Raw genomic sequence first — 15,864 nt, 5'->3', positions numbered from 1 at the left:
GCCGGTACAAGGCTTGCCGCAGCCGTACGTACTAATCCGCGCACCATTAAAGGAAATACGCTATTTTTGGACTGTTGTATCGTTTTGTTTCCTTTGCTTTTACTTTCTTTCCTTTTTTCTTAGTCTTTCCTATGAACCACCCCGACAAGCTGGCCTTACCTGTAGGTACTACCCTGGACCGCTTTATCATGCGCAAGCAGGAAGACTTTCCGTACGCAACGGGGGAACTCTCGCAACTGCTGCGCGACATTGCTTTGGCCGCTAAAATTGTAAACCGCGAAATAAACCGTTCGGGCCTTATCGATATTGCTGGCGCGTATGGCAACCGCAACGTGCAAGGGGAGGATCAGCAGAAGCTCGATGTTATTGCCAATATTCGGTTTATTCGGGCATTGCGTAATGGGGGAGAGGTATGTACTATTATCTCCGAGGAAGATGAAGAAGTGATTCAGACGGGCAATGTGCAAGGCAAGTACATTGTTGCTATCGACCCCTTGGACGGCTCTTCCAACATTGACGTAAACGTGAGCATCGGGACGATTTTCAGCATCTACCGGCGTGTGTCGCCCACGGGAGGCGAGGGTACCCGCCAAGACTGCTTGCAAACGGGTACGCATCAGGTGGCCGCCGGCTACGTGGTCTACGGTTCTAGCACCATGCTGGTGTATACCACGGGCAATGGCGTCAACGGCTTCACGTATGAGCCTTCACTAGGAGAGTTTTTCCTTTCGCACCCTAATATTCAAACGCCTGCTACGGGCGCTATCTACTCAATTAACGAAGGCGCGTCGGCAACCTTCTCGGCCGGGACCACTGCCTTCGTAGCCTACTGCAAAGAGCAAAACTACTCCGCCCGTTATATCGGCTCATTGGTAGCCGACTTCCACCGCAATCTGCTAAAAGGGGGGATTTACATGTATCCCGCATCGGCTAAAGCTCCGCAGGGCAAGCTGCGTCTCATGTACGAGTGCAACCCACTCGCCTTTATTGTGGAGCAAGCCGGTGGTAAAGCTACCAGCGGGCGGTGCCGTATTCTGGAAATAGAGCCCCACGAGATGCACCAGCGCAGCCCTGTATTTATTGGCTCCTCGGAATTGGTAGAGAAAGCAGAGCAATTCCTCGCGCAAGACAACGCTAGCTGATAATTAGCAGGGTTTTTACTACTTTTTATAATATAAAAAAGCCTCCTGAATGCATCAGGAGGCTTTTTTACGTGAGAGCGAGCAGATATATTATTCTGCTTTCTTCTTAGCCGCTTTTTTGGCGGGTTTCTCCGTTGCAGCTTCTGGGTTGCCCGCAGCGTCATCTTCCGAAGAGGATGCAATGATACCAGCTGTGCTCAGCGCTTCGTCGGCAGAAGGCTCTTCTGCCGAGGCCGTGGTTTCATCCTCCGTTGCAGGTGCCTGGTACTCCAAGCGGCTGCTCACAGTGTGATACCACGTCACCAGCTTCTTGATGTCAGACATGTACACCCGGTCCCGGTCGTAGTCAGGGATGATAGTACCCATGAAGGCCGTCAGGTCCCGGTCATCCGATTTATTGGTGAGGGGCAGAGCAGTGCCGTACTGCTGGTGAATCCGGTCGAATACTTCCGTCAAGGGTACCGTCTGATCGTAGTCTTGGGTATAGATGGAAATTTCGTGAAGCAGCGACACCTTGTTGCGGGCCGAAGCCACGGAGCGGGTGCCTTTCTCGTCGAGGGCTTCAATGATAACGCCAGCGCGGGTAGGCTTCAGCAGGCGGTACAGACCGGGCATGCCGCTGATAGCAGCTACCTCTCTCAGGTCGTAGGGCATAAGGAAAAAAGCAATTGTTGGAAAGTGCGAAGTTACTCAGTAGCGGCGGCTTGGCCGGGCGCAGGCAGCTTAAACGTGATGGGCAGGCTGGTCAGGATGGCGTAATCAGGCTTGTTAAACTTTAACAGGCGCACTACGCGCAACGCTTCTTCGCCGCAGCCACCGCCAATGTTCTTAACCAGCTTGATGCCTGACATAGTGCCATCGGTATTTAGCGTAAAGCTCACAATACACTGACCCTGAATGCGGTTGCGGCGGGCCATAATTGGATACTTCAGTTCCTTGGCGATGAAGGCATACATGGCTTCCTGACCGCCCTCGTAATATTCGGCTACCGGAATAGCCTTCGGAGCCGGAGCTTGCTGGCTGGTGCATCAGGTGCAGGCGCCGATTGGGGTGCTGCGGCATCCTCCTTCACTTTTACCTTGGTTTTTTGCGCCAGGACTGGGGCCGATAGAGCCAGGAGCCCAAAACCTAGCAGGAAGGAAATTTTTTTCATGCAATAAAGAGAGAACAAAACGTACAAATGAGACTGCCGAAAACTAGGCAATTACGGGGCCAATCTACGCATTACTGCCTTCTTCGGCCAGTTGCCGATTCACTTCCGCAATAAACTCTAGCACTTCTTCTCGCCCAGTCTTTTCTTCCGCCGACGTAACAAAATGACGCGGCAATTCGTCCCAGGTTTCCTGCATCTTCCGCAAGTAATCAGCCACGTTTTGTTGCGTGCGCGTACCCGAAAGTTTGTCGGCCTTCGTAAAGATCATCACGAATGGAATGCCCTCGGAGCCGAGCATTTCCATAAACTCTAAATCCACTGCTTGTGGCTCATGGCGCGAATCAATTAGCACAAACACGCAGGTAAGGTTTTCGCGCTGGCGCAAATAATAATTAATCATTCGCCCCCATTTCACGCGGGCATCTTTGCTCACGCGGGCATAGCCGTAACCTGGTAAATCGACCAAATACCACTCATTATTAATAAGAAAGTGATTAATAAGTTGCGTTTTGCCAGGCAATGAAGATGTTTTAGCTAAGCCCTTGTGGCCCGTCAGCATATTAATAAGCGACGACTTACCTACGTTGGAGCGTCCAATGAAGGCGTATTCAGGTAGCGTAGGAGCCGGGCACTGCTCTACGCGGGTATTACTCATCAGAAACTTGGCTTCCCGGATATTCATTGGCAACAGGTTGTGAAACGCAAAGGTAACCAATTGCATGCGGAGGCTGCCGAGCATAATTTTTCATGAAAAAACTTGCTGTTTAATGAGTGGACCTATATTTGCGCGGCCTAAACAGCATAGCTCAACTATAGAGGAATACCAAAATCTATTTTTCGATGTGTTGCGTATCGTATTGTACGAAATTGGATATGGCTAAGGTCGTATTATAAAACTACTATCTTTGCCCGTAAATACACCAGATTCAGGCAACTGACTATTTGGGAAAGTGAGCAGATTACCTACAAACAGTTTGTGGTAGATGCAAATTTGCCCATATTATCTTAACCCTGGAACTTAATTTCAGTATAAGAGGCAACTTCCCGAAAACCGCATTTACAGCCCGTAATCGGTATTCTAACTTCTCCTTGCAACTCCTTATTTCCCTAACCCCTCCAACAATGGACAACTTAGTCAGAAGGTTATTGAAAGCCTCGTGCGCCTTCGCGCTGACGGCGGCTATGGCCCAACCTGCACTGGCCCAGAGCACGCGTAAACAGCTGAAGACTGCAAATAAGTTCTTTGAGAAAGAGAACTACCGGGCTGCCATCCCTTACTACGAACAAGTGTTGGCCAAGGAGCCAAACAATGCGCTGGCGTTGTTCCGGGCGGGCATATCCTATATGTCTTTCGACAAAGAAAAGGCCAGCGACTACATTTATAAGGCTCAAAAGCTGAAACCAAAAGTATCAAAGGATGTAGAGTACTGGCTAGGTCGGGTAGACCACCTGAACTACAACTTTGATGAGGCCATCACGCACTTTCAGGCATACAATGCTACGCTAAAAAGCAAAGACACGCGCAAGCGCGAACTTGCTCTGCTGATTCAGCATAGCAAGAACGCCAAAGTGCAGTTCAACAGCCCCAAGGATATCTTCGTGAAGAACTTGGGCCCTACTATCAACTCGCAGTACTCAGAGCACAGCCCTGTTATTTCTAACGACGACAAACTGTTGCTGTTCACCTCGCGTGGTGAAAACGTAACTGGTGCTGGCAATACGGATAGCAAGAACAAAGGCAACATTGCTTCCGATGGTGAATACTACGAAGACATCTTCGAAGCCAAGCGCCTCGGTGACGATGAATGGGATAAGCCCCGTTCGTTGAGCGGTGTGCTAAACGGCAAAGGCCATGATGCATCCATTCAAGTGTTCGATAACGACACCAAGATGTTGATGTACCGCCAAGATGAGAATGGTGACATTTTCTACTCGGAGAAATCGGGCGGAGACTGGACGTCTCCAAAGAAGCTAAACGGTAACGTTAACTCGAAAGCCTTTGAGTCAGACGCCTACATCACGCCAGATGGTCGCACAATTTATTTCTCGACCGGCAAGTATTCGGAAGATGGTTCGCTAGACATCTACTACGCTACGCGTCAGGAAGGTGGCGACTGGGGTTCGCCCAAGTCAGTAGGTAGCGTCATCAACACGCAGTACGATGACGACAGCCCGTATTTGAGCCGGGATGGTAAGACGCTGTACTTCTCTTCCCGTGGTCATAACACCATGGGTGGCTACGACATCTTTAAGTCGGATTGGGATTCGGTAGGCAACAAGTGGGGCCGTCCGGAAAACATGGGTTACCCCGTGAACACGCCCGATGATGACACGTACTACCGCCTCAGCCCTGATGGTAGCTACGCGTATCTGTCGTCCTACCGCATTGGTGGTTACGGTGAAAAAGACATCTATACCATCAACTACATCAAAAATGCCGTTATCCGTGGTAAGGTAATTTCCAAGCGGGATAGCTCAGTAATTTCGGGTGTAGAATTGGTGTTCAGTGGTACGCAAGCCGATAAAACGGCTCTGAGCTACCGCGACATCACCAAGCCGGAAACTGGCGACTATCAGGTAAGTGTGCTTTCGGGCCGTACCTACCAGGTGGCAGTATCAAGAGATGGCAAAAACATCGAGACGCAAGAGTTCCCGGTGCCCGTGTCAACGAACGACTCGACTATCATCGAGAAGAACTTCTACGTTGACTACATCGACACTACAACATTTGCTCAGTTCAACAAGATTTACTTCGATACCGACAAGTATAAGTTGCGGCCGGAGTCAATTCGCGAGTTGAACAACATTAGCAATATCCTGAAGGCAAACCCCGGGGTAAACATCTCCATCGAAGGCCACTGCGACTCGCGCAACACCGACGAGTACAACATTGTACTGGGTCAGAACCGTGCTGATGCTGCCTACAACTACTTGAAGAAATCAGGTATTGGTGAGACCCGCATGGTGACGGTAAGCTACGGTGAGCGTCGTCCGGCTGCCGCCAACGACTCGCCAGAGAACATGCAGCTGAACCGCCGCGTAGAGTTCCGTGTGATTCTGAAGGAAGGCGAAACAATGCCTCAGCTCAACTCCGGTACTACTGGCTCGGGTGCTGGCACGGGTGCTACCACTGGCGGAACCTCTACCACCACTACAGGCACTTCCGGAACTAGCACTCGTACTACGGTGCCATTGTCGCCGGGCAAGAGCAAAGCCAAACTGCCCGACGGTACGAAGGTGAAAACTAAAGTAGATGAGGACAGCGACAAGGTGAAAGTGAAAACCAAAGGCGCCAACGACGAGAAAAGCAAGACTGTAACCAAAGACGGTACTATTGACTCGAAAGCCAAAGAGGCTGATGGTTCTAAAACTAAGGTGAAGACGGACAACGACTAATCCACGTCACCAAATTCCTAGAAACGGGTCGGACCTCAAGTCCGGCCCGTTTTTTTTCAACATAATGCGGAGGTTGGCGTTATCAAAAGGCAATTTTGCCTTTGTTTTGCCGTTCTTCGCACTAAGCACTATGGCCGTAGTACCCTACAAAGATGACACCGCCGACAAGAAGTCGCAGGTGGCACACATGTTCAACAGCATTGCTGGGAAGTATGACTTTCTGAATCACTTCCTTAGCGTTGGTACTGACATCTACTGGCGGCGCAAGGCTGTGGGAGAGCTAAAGCAACTCCGGCCCGCTCGCATTTTAGATATTGCTACCGGCACGGCGGATTTCGCCATTGAAACGCTGCGTGCTGCTTCCCCCGATGCCCACGTAACAGGCGTGGATATTTCGGAAGGTATGCTGGAAGTAGGTCGCCGCAAGCTCCAGGAAAAAGGCCTTGCTAACCGTATTCAGCTGGAGCTGGGCGATTCGGAAAACTTGCCATTTCCTGACAACCATTTCGACGCGGTGACGGCTTCGTTTGGCGTGCGCAACTTTGAGAACCTAGAAAAAGGCCTCAGCGAAATGCGCCGCGTTTTGCGGCCTGGTGGCAAGCTGGTGGTGCTGGAGTTTTCGAAGCCTACGGCTTTCCCGCTCAAACAAGCATACAATTTTTACTTCCGGCGCATCTTGCCGGTGTTTGGTAAACTGATTTCCAAAGACAATTCCGCCTATACCTACCTGCCCGAATCGGTGCAGGCCTTTCCCGACGGGCCCGATTTTCTGGCTATTCTGCGAAAGGTTGGCTTTACTACTCCCGCATGGCAACCCCTCACGTTCGGCATCAGCTCCATCTATACCGCGCAAAAGTAGGCCGGCTGGCTCTGCTGGCATTAGCAGCTGCTACTATTCCTTTTGCAGCCGAGGCGCAAAAGAAAAGTCGTAGTAGCGCCAGCAGAGGAAAAAATGGACAAGTAAAATCAGTAACAACCGAAAACCTTCCGGGGTACGACAGCCGGGCGCTGCACCTCGGCATGCACGTAGCACCGAACTTCTCGCGCTATAAGATTGAGCAAGCTCCGGGGTATCCAAGCCAAGGGGTTTCGGCTAACTCTATCATCAGTCCTGGGTTCACGGTGGGCTTTTTGGCTGATGTTCGGCTAGCGGACTACCTCAGCTTCAACTTTGCCCCTGGGGTAAGCTTCATGACGCGACGTATTGAGTTTAAGCCGTATGGCTACTCACAAAATACCACGCAGTATCCTTCTGACCCAGAGGAAATCACCACCCAAGAAATTGGCGCTACGCAAGTGAATATGCCGCTGCTGCTTAAGCTCAAATCACAGCGTCGGCGTAACACTAGGGTGTACTTAGTGGGCGGGGTAAACCCAAATTTTAACATCGGTAACCGCCGCAAAGACCCGGAAGTGAACCTGCTGCGGGCCGCTAGTTCCGACTTTGCTGTCGAGTATGGGGTAGGGCTGGATCTGTTCTACCCGTTCTTTAAGTTCTCGCCGGAACTGCGATTTTCACACGGCCTGAAAAACCTCCTGGAACCTGGTACGGACGTATACAGCCGAAGCCTTCAGAGCATGAAGAGCAACACCGTAACGTTGTACTTAAATATTTATTCGGGCCGCTAGGTCTGCGTTGTCATGCGTAAAACCGCTTTTATCACTGGCGCCTCTTCCGGAATTGGATGGGCCACAGCAGTAGCGCTGGGTCGCGCGGGTTTCCAACTGGTGCTCACGGGTCGTAGGCGCGAGCGGCTGGAGGCCTTGGTACAGGAGTTGGGGGACGTTCCTACCCACTTGCTCACCTTCGACGTGCGAGATAGGGCTGCCGTAGACGCGGCAGTACAAACCCTACCGGCTGCTTTCCAGGATATTGATGTCCTCATCAACAATGCTGGTAACGCCCACGGCTTATCGCCTATTCAAGAAGGCAACCCCCAAGACTGGGATGATATGCTCGACGGCAATGTGAAAGGCTTGTTGTACGTAAGCCGGGCAGTGCTTCCATCTATGACGCGCCGCAAGACGGGACACATCATCAACATTGGCTCTATTGCCGGGCACGAAACCTACGCCAATGGGAACGTCTATTGTGCTTCCAAAGCTGCAGTAGCAGCCCTTACGAAAGGCATGCGGCTAGACTTGCTGCCCCAGCACATTCGGGTAGCGGAAGTAAATCCAGGAGCTGTAGAAACCGAGTTTTCCGAGGTGCGCTTCAAAGGCGACAAGGAGCGGGCTGCCACGGTATACAAAGGGTTTGAGCCGCTACGAGCTAGCGACGTAGCCGACCTGATTGAATTCATGGTAACGCGCCCAGCCCATGTAAACATTGCTGAGGTACTTATCCTGCCGGCTGCGCAAGGCGCAGCCGCTACCATTCGCAAGGAGTAGCTGGTGCTTGCACACACCATGTAGAAAAGCCCCACCATCGTTTAAACGATGGCGGGGCTTTTCGGTGTTAAAGAGCTTTCTCCATTGCTTGGAGGCGCAGCAAAACGTCGGCATCTAGGGTATGGGACCCGGAAAAGCGGATAACAATAGGTGTTGCGCCTACCTTGGAAAGATAGGCGTATTGCTGCTCTAAGTCGGTGGTAGAAACGTACGCATCATCGGTGCCGCAGACCAGTGTTACGGGCAGTTGCTCTAGCAATCGAGAAGCAGTAAAAGGCTCCATATCTGGTGGGAAAGCCCCGGCCCAAAGCACGAGATGCGCAGGACGGAATGAGGCATGAGCCAGCCAACACCCCACCGTGGCAGCACCTTGCGAAAAGCCCAATACTGTAACCTGTACAGTAGCTGCCGCTAGGGGGAGGGTGGCCGTGGTCAGTTGGTTTAAGTAAGCCACGTAATCCTCTATTTCCGTTAGGCGGTCTTCCTTCGTCATCCAACTAGCACCCACGCGTCCGCCGGTTCCTTGGAGGTAGAAGCGCGATAAGCCTTCGGGAGCAATGACTACCAACTCCGGGTCAGCTACGGTAAGATGGGCAAAGTGACGGATGAAGTACGCTGCCAACTGACCGTATCCGTGGCATACAAACCATACCCGCTTGGTAGCCGCTGATAATTCTCCCAGTTGATAGTATCGGGCCGTACGTGTAACGGAAAAATGATGCTCCTGAGCCGCCATTAGGAAGGTAAAAGCGAGAAAGAAAAGTCAAGCTGGACTGCAGCAAAAGGTGCGTACACCAGAGTGCCAACTAGCACAGGTGAGCCTTGGTGCCAAGGAAACCGCACAAGAGCTGTGCTTCCTATGGTTATTGATTAGGCGAGGGGAGGTCGTCGGGAGTGAAACCCAAGGGTAGCAAATCAGAGAGCGACTTGAATCGGTAGATGCTACCGTTTGGGCCCTGTAGCAGTAGCGGAATAGCTTGGCGCTGGCGGTGTTCGTATTCGGCCATCACTTGTCGGCAAGCGCCGCAGGACGTTACCGCAACAAACTCACCGTTGGCGGGACGGGCGGCTACGGCCATGCCCAGGATACGGCGTTCAGGCTGGGTGGCGGCTAGTCCAAACAAGGCAGTGCGTTCAGCGCAAAGACCAGAAGGGAAAGCCGCATTTTCCTGGTTTGTACCCCGGAACAGCGTGCCATCGTCGAGTAGGAGGGCCGTGCCCACGTGAAAGTGCGAGTAAGGCGCGTAAGCGTGGTCCGTGGCGGCGCGGGCGGCCTGCCACGTGGCAGTTTCGGCAGGGGTTAGGTCGGCTTCGGAAGCCAGTACCTCCACAGTGATAGTCAGGTGGAGCGGTTGGGCCATCGGCGGGGCTAAAAAGAACGCACCGGCGCCGACAGGCGGCCCCGGTTAGTGAAAGGGGCGGTGAATGTACCATTTTTTCTTGGATGCACGAGTGCATTGTGTACCGCGTGATAGGAGCACGCGTAGGCGGCCCAACAGTTGCTGGGTTTTTCCGATTATTGGTTCCTGTTTGACATTTCTCCTTCCTCGGCATCTATGTCCCGTATTCTGCTTCTTGGCGCTGGCCGCTCAGCCTCTTCGTTACTCCAGTACTTGTTGCATCACGCCCCTACAGAAGGCTGGCAGGTAACTGTGGCCGACGTGAACCCAGCGCCTGTGCGCGCCTTGCTACTTCCTCACGCGGCCTATGCGCAGGCCGTGCCCTTTGCCGTGGAAGACAATGCCCGCCTGGAAGAGTTGATTTCGCAGGCCGAGGTAGTCATTTCGATGCTTCCGGCGCTTTTTCATCCGCTGGTGGCACGCGCCTGCCTGCGTTTTCAATGTCATTTGGTAACGGCCAGCTACGCGAGTGAAGAAATCAACGCCTTACACGAGCAGGCGCAGGCCGCAGGTCTTGTCCTACTAATGGAATGCGGCCTCGATCCTGGCCTAGATCATATGTCGGCCATGCAGGTAATAGACGAAGTACGGGCCCAGGGAGGGGAACTGTTGTCCTTTAAGTCGTACTGCGGCGGGCTGATGGCCCCTGGCTCGGAAGGCGACAACCCGTGGCGCTACAAGTTCACCTGGAATCCGCGTAATGTGGTGCTGGCTGGGCAAGGAACGGCCAAATTCTTGGATGGCGGACAGCCCCGTTTCATTCCGTATCAGCAGTTGTTTGCTCGCACAGAGCTTCTATGTATTCCTACTTACGGGGAGTTCGAAGGCTATGCCAACCGTGATTCGCTGAGCTACCGTGCACCATACGGCCTCCACGACATTCCAACGATTTTGCGCGGTACGCTGCGCCGCCCAGGTTATTGCGCCGCCTGGCACGCTTTGGTGCTGCTGGGGCTCACCGACGATGCAGTACATCTTGGCAACGCGGCCAGCATGACTTGGTCCGAACTGGTAACGGCCTATCTACCTCAAGCAGCCGACCATTCCTTACTACTGGCCACTCGTACGGCCCAGCACCTAGGTTTAGCTCCAGACTCGCCGGAGATGCAGCGCCTCGCATGGCTAGGTATATTCTCCGACGTTCCCGTAGGGCTTGCTAACGCCAAACCTGCTCAGTTACTGGAGCGGCTACTTACGGCGAAATGGCAGCTAGAACCTACAGACCAGGATATGATTGTGATGCAGCATTTATTCAGGTACACGTTAGGTGGTGTACTGTACCACCACACATCTTCCCTAGTAGTGCTTGGGGATGATAGTATTCATACTGCAATGGCAAAAACAGTTGGTTTACCGGTGGGAATAGCCGTACGACGTTTATTGCAAGGACATGTCTCGCAGCGTGGAGTCGTTATTCCTACCAGCGCCGAGTTATACGAACCCATCTTGCACGAGCTAGCTACTCAGTACGGCATCCACTTTGTAGAAAACAAGCAAACTGTTACGCAGTAAACTCTTTAGATTCTCTAACCTTATGAAGTGCATGCGCTACTACCGTGCGGGGTAAGGGTAGTGTCCCAAAATGAGCAAAGCAAGAAATAATATTCCCATTTTGATTGGGAAACAATTTCATCATCTTATATTTACGTGGTAAGCACAATTCTACTTTTCGGGTTGCCATTTCGCTCGCTCGTAATGCGAGGTTATAGATCAACTTGCTTAGAGATATGCTACCGCTGGCTCAATGTATATGACCCAGCTCCGTCGCCACCACCTATTGCACGGGAGCCGCACCTATTTTGGATGCGGCTCTTTTATTTTAGGGCCATTGAGTTCTGACGTCACACGAGTATGCTACTCGCTTTTTGTGGGAAAAGACATCCACTACCGGACGCTCTGGTGGTTCCACTATTCAGCTTGGCAACAGAATACAAGACAATAGATTAGGCGCAGTAGCTGTTTGTTTGAAATAGTAAAACCTCCGATTCAGTGCTGGTATAGCTAGGGCTGGGCTGTACTTTCAACTCTTTTACGCATTGTCGGTCTTGATCTTCTGTTCTCATGCGCACATCTTCCTACCTCAGTGGCACGAGCACTAGGCCATTGCTAGGCGAAACTATTGGTGAAAACCTCCGCCGCACAGTAACGCTTTTTCCTGACCGAGAGGCCTTGGTGGTAGCCCAGCAGGGCTATCGTGCCACGTATGCCGAGCTGTGGGAGCAAACCGGAGCCCTAGCAAAAGGGCTGCTGGCTCTGGGAGTGCAAGCTGGAGAACGGGTCGGGATTTGGTCGCCCAATCGGTACGAATGGGTGGTGACGCAGTTTGGCGCGGCGCGGGCGGGCGCCATTCTCGTTAACATTAACCCAGCATATCGAGCCGAAGAACTGAAGTATGCTTTAAATCAGGCGGGGTGCCGCGTGCTGCTGCTTGCCGCCAAGTTTCGTCTGACGGACTACCAAGCTCTTTTGGAGCAGGTACAGTCTCAGTGCCCGGCTTTAGAATACGTGTTGATACTGGATGATGACTGGGACGACCTGCTAGCCCGCGGCAATGCTCAACCCAATAAACTGCTGGCCGAGCGCGAAGCCACGCTACAGTTCGATGACCCCATCAACATTCAATATACTAGCGGGACTACCGGGTTCCCTAAAGGTGCCACCCTATCCCACCATAACATCCTCAACAACGGCTACTTCATTGGGCAAACTTTGCGCTATACGGAGCAAGATAGGGTATGCATTCCAGTGCCATTCTATCACTGCTTCGGAATGGTTATCGGTAACTTGGCCTGCGTATCGCACGGAGCTTGCATGGTAGTACCCGGCGAGGCGTTCGACCCATTGGTTACCTTGCACACCATAGAGCAAGAGCGTTGCACCTCACTCTATGGTGTGCCCACTATGTTCATAGCCGAGTTAGATCACCCAGCGTTCAGTAGCTTCAACTTATCCTCTCTGCGGACTGGAGTAATGGCGGGCTCACCCTGCCCCGAAGAAGTAATGAAGCGGGTGCAGCAACTCATGAACATGCGCGACGTCACCATCTGCTATGGAATGACGGAAACCTCACCCGTATCAACGCAAAGCTACCCCGACGACCCACTAGAGCAGCGGGTAAGTACCGTGGGCCACGTACATCCACACCTGGAAGTGAAGGTAGTAGACCCCGAAACAGGCAACGTAGTGCCCTGTGGCACGCCCGGCGAGCTATGCACCCGGGGCTATTCCGTTATGCTTGGCTACTGGAACAATCCCGAAGCAACCCGGGCGGCCATTGACACCGCCGGCTGGATGCACACGGGCGATTTGGCCACTATCTCTGAGCACGGATACGTAAACATCGTGGGCCGCATCAAGGACTTAATTATGCGGGGCGGCGAAAACGTGTACCCGCGTGAAGTAGAAGAGTTTCTCTATCAGCACCCAGCGGTACTTGATGTACAAGTAATTGGAGTGCCAAGCTTTAAGTATGGCGAAGAGGTAATGGCATGGGTAAAAATCAAGGATGGCTGCACGGTAACGGGCGATGAGTTGCGTGACTTCTGCCGGGGGCGCATTGCTACTTTCAAAATTCCCGCTTATTGGAAATTTGTAGATGACTTCCCTATGACGGTGACGGGCAAAATCCAGAAGTTTATCATGCGCGAACATTCTGTTCAGGAATTGGGTCTAGGTGATGCGGCGCTCATAAAAACCGCTTAGGCTCCCGCTACCGTCATAGATGCAGATAAAACGGAGTAAGCAGCGTCTGAAACTCTTCCGAATAGGTATCACTATCGGCCGCCTTAATTGGCAATACTCGCTCGGCCACTTCGCTTGGGCGCCGGGTAAACGTCAGGATGTGCCGTTGCGGCTTGCTGCCCCTACGATGTACAAGTACTATTCTGTTGCGAGGCCACAATCCACAAACTGTTGCGGCGTGCACAAAGTGCTCCATCTCTGGGGGAGGTAGTAGCACCGTAAGTTGCCCTTCAGGAGTAAGAAATTTGGTTGCGAAAGCCGCTAACTCCGTAAAGGTGAGGGTGTCTTCTGCCGTATGGCGGGCAGTAGTACGTTGCGCACTCGGTGAGCGAAGTGAATCCCGAAAGAAAGGAGGATTGCAGATAATATAGTCGAAGGGGTAAGGTTGACTAGCTGCAAACTGTGCCAAAGGCTGCGGATGCAGTTGCAACCGGTTTGTCCAGGGAGAAGCCTTGAAATTAGCTGCCGCTTGGATAGCAGCGGCTGGGTCAAGCTCCACTGCCTCAATACAAGCCCCCGGCGCCCGTTGAGCAGCCATAAGCGCCAACAAGCCGGTGCCAGTACCAATGTCCAAAATACGCGAAGCGCCTTCCAAACCAGCAACCGCGCCTAGCACGCACGCATCAGTGCATACTTTCATAGCGCAGTTGCTTTGCTCAATACGAAACTGCTTAAACTGAAAGTAGGAGTTTGACACGCCGAAAAGAAAAAGGGAGGAATTGAAGGTTGCCGCTACCGATATGCGGATTTAGTTTTTTCTAAAATTTGCTGATAAGGTAAATGTGCTGCTGACTGTTGCACGTGGTAAGAGAAGACGCGCACATAGCCATCATGATATACTTCCTTAGCAGACAGACCTACAAAATTTGGAGGGTGCTTGTCGTAGTCAATAACAGCATATTCATAGGCAGTGCTCGGCTGCGGCTCAGTATTGATAATTATAGAAGGATCTTGCTGATGGAGATAATGATATAGCAGTAACACATAGTCTCGCGAATTCACTAGTATCCGCCGTGAGTTTTTGGCGTGTAGCAGCTGATATACTGTATGAATACGCTGGTCCGCTACCCTCAGCGGATAGATACGTTGCTCCGTATGAAATATTCCGTAAATCCCATATAGAAAAATGCCTATCGGTATGAGTACTAACCACACACGGCGTGAGTGAAATAATACGTTACTCAATCTATCATAGCAGATTCCAAACAAAAGTGCCAGAAAGAGAACCCGATAAGATAGAACTCGGGCTGGAGTTAGCACACGCTGCGCCACGACAAATAAGAATGGTAACAGTACATAAGCGCAGGATATTATTCCTAGTAATCTAATCTTGCTGGATTTTTCAGTTTGAAGAACATAAACACAAACGATAATTATACACGCAGTAAACCAAATTCCTAATCTTTCTTGCCCAGTAATGAAGCCCTCTGAATAGGAGTAAAATGGCAGAAATGTTGCCCAAAATTCATGTGCATTTTTTGCTGCTACATACTTATTGCCGATTAGTGACTGTAGACCAGAAACTGCTAGAACAGGAGTGTAGAGTAATGTTCCGCAAAGCGCGATGATAGCGCAAGCTACCGCAAGGTTAAGAATGTCATTCTTGCGCTTATGCTTTACAAATGATATTGTTAAGACTACTACTAATGATAAGAACGGATACAGGAATGTAGGAACAGTATAAAACCCCAGTATACTGCTACTTATAATGCTAAACCAAGAAAGGCGCTTGTGTTTATTTGGTTCGTAGATCAGTTGTATACCAGCGAAGAAGCTGATACTAGCTAAGTAAAATAATAAAAAATACCCGCGGCCAACAAATGCGTACTCTAAGCCATATGGAGAGAAGCAAAATATAAAAACAGCACATGTGGCAATAGTAAAATTGCTAAAGCGTAGTAGCAATAAATAGACTAGGTAAGTGCCCGCTCCGCTAATTAGCAAAGTAGGTAAGCGGCTAGTCCAGTAGAAATTGACATGTAGCTGATGAAAAATCCAGCAAATGCTATTGTATAGTATATGATTATTCGGCAAGGGGTAATAACTGCTAACGTACGTAATGCCTTTACTGACGAAGAAATTATAAGATGTAATTTCATCATCGCTAACTGGATAATTGAAAAAATAAAAAACTCTGGCTATTAGCACGCTGCTGCCCAAGAGAAGTACTATCAGCCGCTGATTATAACTCGTTCTATTCCACGCAATAAATAGCTCAAGGCGTGCTGCACGACTTTCCTTACGTAAGTGTGCTAACTCCGTGTATATGGTGTTTCGCTTTGCGCATGCATGTAGTAATACAAATAGGGCGCATATACATAGGATAGAAAGAAAAGCTCTGAAAATAGAATATGTAGTGCCTGTTACGTAAGGAGTAGCGTGATAAAATGTATTATTATATTCTATATCTGCGAAGCGTAGGAATGCTTGATAAGAATGAGAGTGAAGCAACAAAGTAAGATATACACTGATAACAGTAAGTGAAATTAATCCTGTTATCCATAGAAATTTGGTTTGTTGCATGCTAATAGAAAAGCAAGTCTATTATATGATGTTGGTGAAACCTAAAATAACACCGCCGAGCTACTTAATCTTATGATAGATAAGGTCAGTATCTCAATGAGACTCAGTAGAATTGGCA

Annotated in this window: 15 protein-coding genes; 7 read left to right on the top strand and 8 right to left on the bottom strand. The window is 50.9% G+C overall.

Going from position 1 to position 15,864, the window contains the following annotated elements:
- Positions 1-131 precede the first annotated feature (131 nt).
- The gene (gene fbp / locus VI25_RS08150; RefSeq protein ID WP_045687543.1) at positions 132-1,142 is read left to right on the top strand and encodes a class 1 fructose-bisphosphatase; all 1,011 of its coding nucleotides are present in this window, start codon (positions 132-134) and stop codon (positions 1,140-1,142) included.
- Between the two features lie 90 nt (positions 1,143-1,232).
- Here the strand turns inward: fbp and VI25_RS08145 are convergent, their stop codons facing one another.
- From VI25_RS08145 to yihA, 4 genes are all read right to left on the bottom strand, one after another.
- Positions 1,233-1,796, bottom strand: coding sequence for a DUF5606 domain-containing protein (locus VI25_RS08145; protein ID WP_045687542.1), 564 nt, complete (start codon positions 1,794-1,796; stop codon positions 1,233-1,235).
- 32 nt (positions 1,797-1,828) lie between these two features.
- On the bottom strand, positions 1,829-2,098 hold the full coding sequence (locus VI25_RS08140; protein ID WP_052695022.1) for an energy transducer TonB: 270 nt from the start codon (positions 2,096-2,098) through the stop codon (positions 1,829-1,831).
- A 29-nt stretch (positions 2,099-2,127) separates the two neighbouring features.
- Positions 2,128-2,295 (bottom strand): hypothetical protein, encoded by a 168-nt coding sequence (locus tag VI25_RS25095; protein WP_161806899.1) that lies wholly within the window; start codon positions 2,293-2,295, stop codon positions 2,128-2,130.
- A gap of 64 nt (positions 2,296-2,359) precedes the next feature.
- Positions 2,360-2,977 (bottom strand): ribosome biogenesis GTP-binding protein YihA/YsxC, encoded by a 618-nt coding sequence (gene yihA, locus VI25_RS08135; RefSeq protein WP_045687566.1) that lies wholly within the window; start codon positions 2,975-2,977, stop codon positions 2,360-2,362.
- Positions 2,978-3,417: 440 nt separating this feature from the next.
- Here yihA and VI25_RS08130 point away from each other — a divergent pair, with 440 nt between their 5' ends.
- From VI25_RS08130 to VI25_RS08115, 4 genes are all read left to right on the top strand, one after another.
- Positions 3,418-5,691, top strand: coding sequence for an OmpA family protein (locus VI25_RS08130; RefSeq protein WP_236704970.1), 2,274 nt, complete (start codon positions 3,418-3,420; stop codon positions 5,689-5,691).
- Between the two features lie 130 nt (positions 5,692-5,821).
- A complete protein-coding gene (gene ubiE / locus VI25_RS08125; RefSeq protein WP_045687541.1) occupies positions 5,822-6,550 on the top strand; it encodes a bifunctional demethylmenaquinone methyltransferase/2-methoxy-6-polyprenyl-1,4-benzoquinol methylase UbiE in 729 nt (242 codons plus the stop codon).
- Positions 6,499-7,320 carry a porin family protein gene (locus tag VI25_RS08120; protein ID WP_052695021.1) on the top strand — a complete coding sequence of 274 codons (822 nt, stop codon included), beginning with the start codon at positions 6,499-6,501 and terminating at the stop codon, positions 7,318-7,320. Before ubiE ends, VI25_RS08120 begins: the two co-directional genes overlap by 52 nt.
- A gap of 12 nt (positions 7,321-7,332) precedes the next feature.
- Complete coding sequence (locus VI25_RS08115; RefSeq protein WP_045687540.1) at positions 7,333-8,082, top strand: SDR family NAD(P)-dependent oxidoreductase; 750 nt, start codon at positions 7,333-7,335, stop codon at positions 8,080-8,082.
- A 67-nt stretch (positions 8,083-8,149) separates the two neighbouring features.
- Here VI25_RS08115 and VI25_RS08110 read toward each other — a convergent pair whose 3' ends face one another.
- Positions 8,150-8,818 carry an alpha/beta hydrolase gene (locus VI25_RS08110; RefSeq protein ID WP_045687539.1) on the bottom strand — a complete coding sequence of 223 codons (669 nt, stop codon included), beginning with the start codon at positions 8,816-8,818 and terminating at the stop codon, positions 8,150-8,152.
- 127 nt (positions 8,819-8,945) lie between these two features.
- Positions 8,946-9,443 (bottom strand): cytidine deaminase, encoded by a 498-nt coding sequence (locus VI25_RS08105; RefSeq protein WP_045687538.1) that lies wholly within the window; start codon positions 9,441-9,443, stop codon positions 8,946-8,948.
- Positions 9,444-9,638: 195 nt separating this feature from the next.
- Between VI25_RS08105 and VI25_RS08100 the strand changes: the two genes are divergently transcribed.
- Both VI25_RS08100 and VI25_RS08095 read left to right on the top strand, forming a co-directional pair.
- Positions 9,639-10,994: a saccharopine dehydrogenase C-terminal domain-containing protein gene (locus VI25_RS08100; protein WP_045687537.1), complete on the top strand. Its 1,356-nt coding sequence runs from the start codon at positions 9,639-9,641 to the stop codon at positions 10,992-10,994.
- A 549-nt stretch (positions 10,995-11,543) separates the two neighbouring features.
- Entirely contained in the window at positions 11,544-13,184 is a 1,641-nt protein-coding gene (locus VI25_RS08095) for an AMP-binding protein (RefSeq protein WP_045687536.1), read from the top strand.
- Positions 13,185-13,197: 13 nt separating this feature from the next.
- Here VI25_RS08095 and VI25_RS08090 read toward each other — a convergent pair whose 3' ends face one another.
- Together VI25_RS08090 and VI25_RS24655 are read right to left on the bottom strand one after the other, a co-directional pair.
- Positions 13,198-13,920: a tRNA1(Val) (adenine(37)-N6)-methyltransferase gene (locus VI25_RS08090; RefSeq protein ID WP_045687535.1), complete on the bottom strand. Its 723-nt coding sequence runs from the start codon at positions 13,918-13,920 to the stop codon at positions 13,198-13,200.
- Between the two features lie 35 nt (positions 13,921-13,955).
- Complete coding sequence (locus tag VI25_RS24655) at positions 13,956-15,746, bottom strand: hypothetical protein (RefSeq protein ID WP_152981542.1); 1,791 nt, start codon at positions 15,744-15,746, stop codon at positions 13,956-13,958.
- Positions 15,747-15,864: the final 118 nt, after the last annotated feature.

This window comes from Hymenobacter sp. AT01-02, assembly GCF_000961955.2.
In the GTDB taxonomy this organism is placed as follows: domain Bacteria; phylum Bacteroidota; class Bacteroidia; order Cytophagales; family Hymenobacteraceae; genus Hymenobacter; species Hymenobacter mucosus.
This window is presented reverse-complemented; position numbering and strand designations above follow the sequence as displayed.

Excerpts from the sequence above, each read along its gene's own strand:
- VI25_RS08110 (WP_045687539.1), bottom strand. The coding sequence starts at position 8,818 with ATGGCGGCTCAGGAGCATCATTTTTCCGTTACACGTACGGCCCGATAC.
- fbp (WP_045687543.1), top strand. The coding sequence starts at position 132 with ATGAACCACCCCGACAAGCTGGCCTTACCTGTAGGTACTACCCTGGAC.
- VI25_RS08115 (WP_045687540.1), top strand. The coding sequence starts at position 7,333 with ATGCGTAAAACCGCTTTTATCACTGGCGCCTCTTCCGGAATTGGATGG.
- yihA (WP_045687566.1), bottom strand. The coding sequence starts at position 2,977 with ATGAATATCCGGGAAGCCAAGTTTCTGATGAGTAATACCCGCGTAGAG.
- VI25_RS08095 (WP_045687536.1), top strand. The coding sequence starts at position 11,544 with ATGCGCACATCTTCCTACCTCAGTGGCACGAGCACTAGGCCATTGCTA.
- VI25_RS25095 (WP_161806899.1), bottom strand. The coding sequence starts at position 2,295 with ATGAAAAAAATTTCCTTCCTGCTAGGTTTTGGGCTCCTGGCTCTATCG.
- VI25_RS08145 (WP_045687542.1), bottom strand. The coding sequence starts at position 1,796 with ATGCCCTACGACCTGAGAGAGGTAGCTGCTATCAGCGGCATGCCCGGT.
- VI25_RS08105 (WP_045687538.1), bottom strand. The coding sequence starts at position 9,443 with ATGGCCCAACCGCTCCACCTGACTATCACTGTGGAGGTACTGGCTTCC.
- VI25_RS08100 (WP_045687537.1), top strand. The coding sequence starts at position 9,639 with ATGTCCCGTATTCTGCTTCTTGGCGCTGGCCGCTCAGCCTCTTCGTTA.
- VI25_RS08120 (WP_052695021.1), top strand. The coding sequence starts at position 6,499 with ATGGCAACCCCTCACGTTCGGCATCAGCTCCATCTATACCGCGCAAAA.
- VI25_RS24655 (WP_152981542.1), bottom strand. The coding sequence starts at position 15,746 with ATGCAACAAACCAAATTTCTATGGATAACAGGATTAATTTCACTTACT.
- VI25_RS08140 (WP_052695022.1), bottom strand. The coding sequence starts at position 2,098 with ATGTATGCCTTCATCGCCAAGGAACTGAAGTATCCAATTATGGCCCGC.
- VI25_RS08130 (WP_236704970.1), top strand. The coding sequence starts at position 3,418 with ATGGACAACTTAGTCAGAAGGTTATTGAAAGCCTCGTGCGCCTTCGCG.
- ubiE (WP_045687541.1), top strand. The coding sequence starts at position 5,822 with ATGGCCGTAGTACCCTACAAAGATGACACCGCCGACAAGAAGTCGCAG.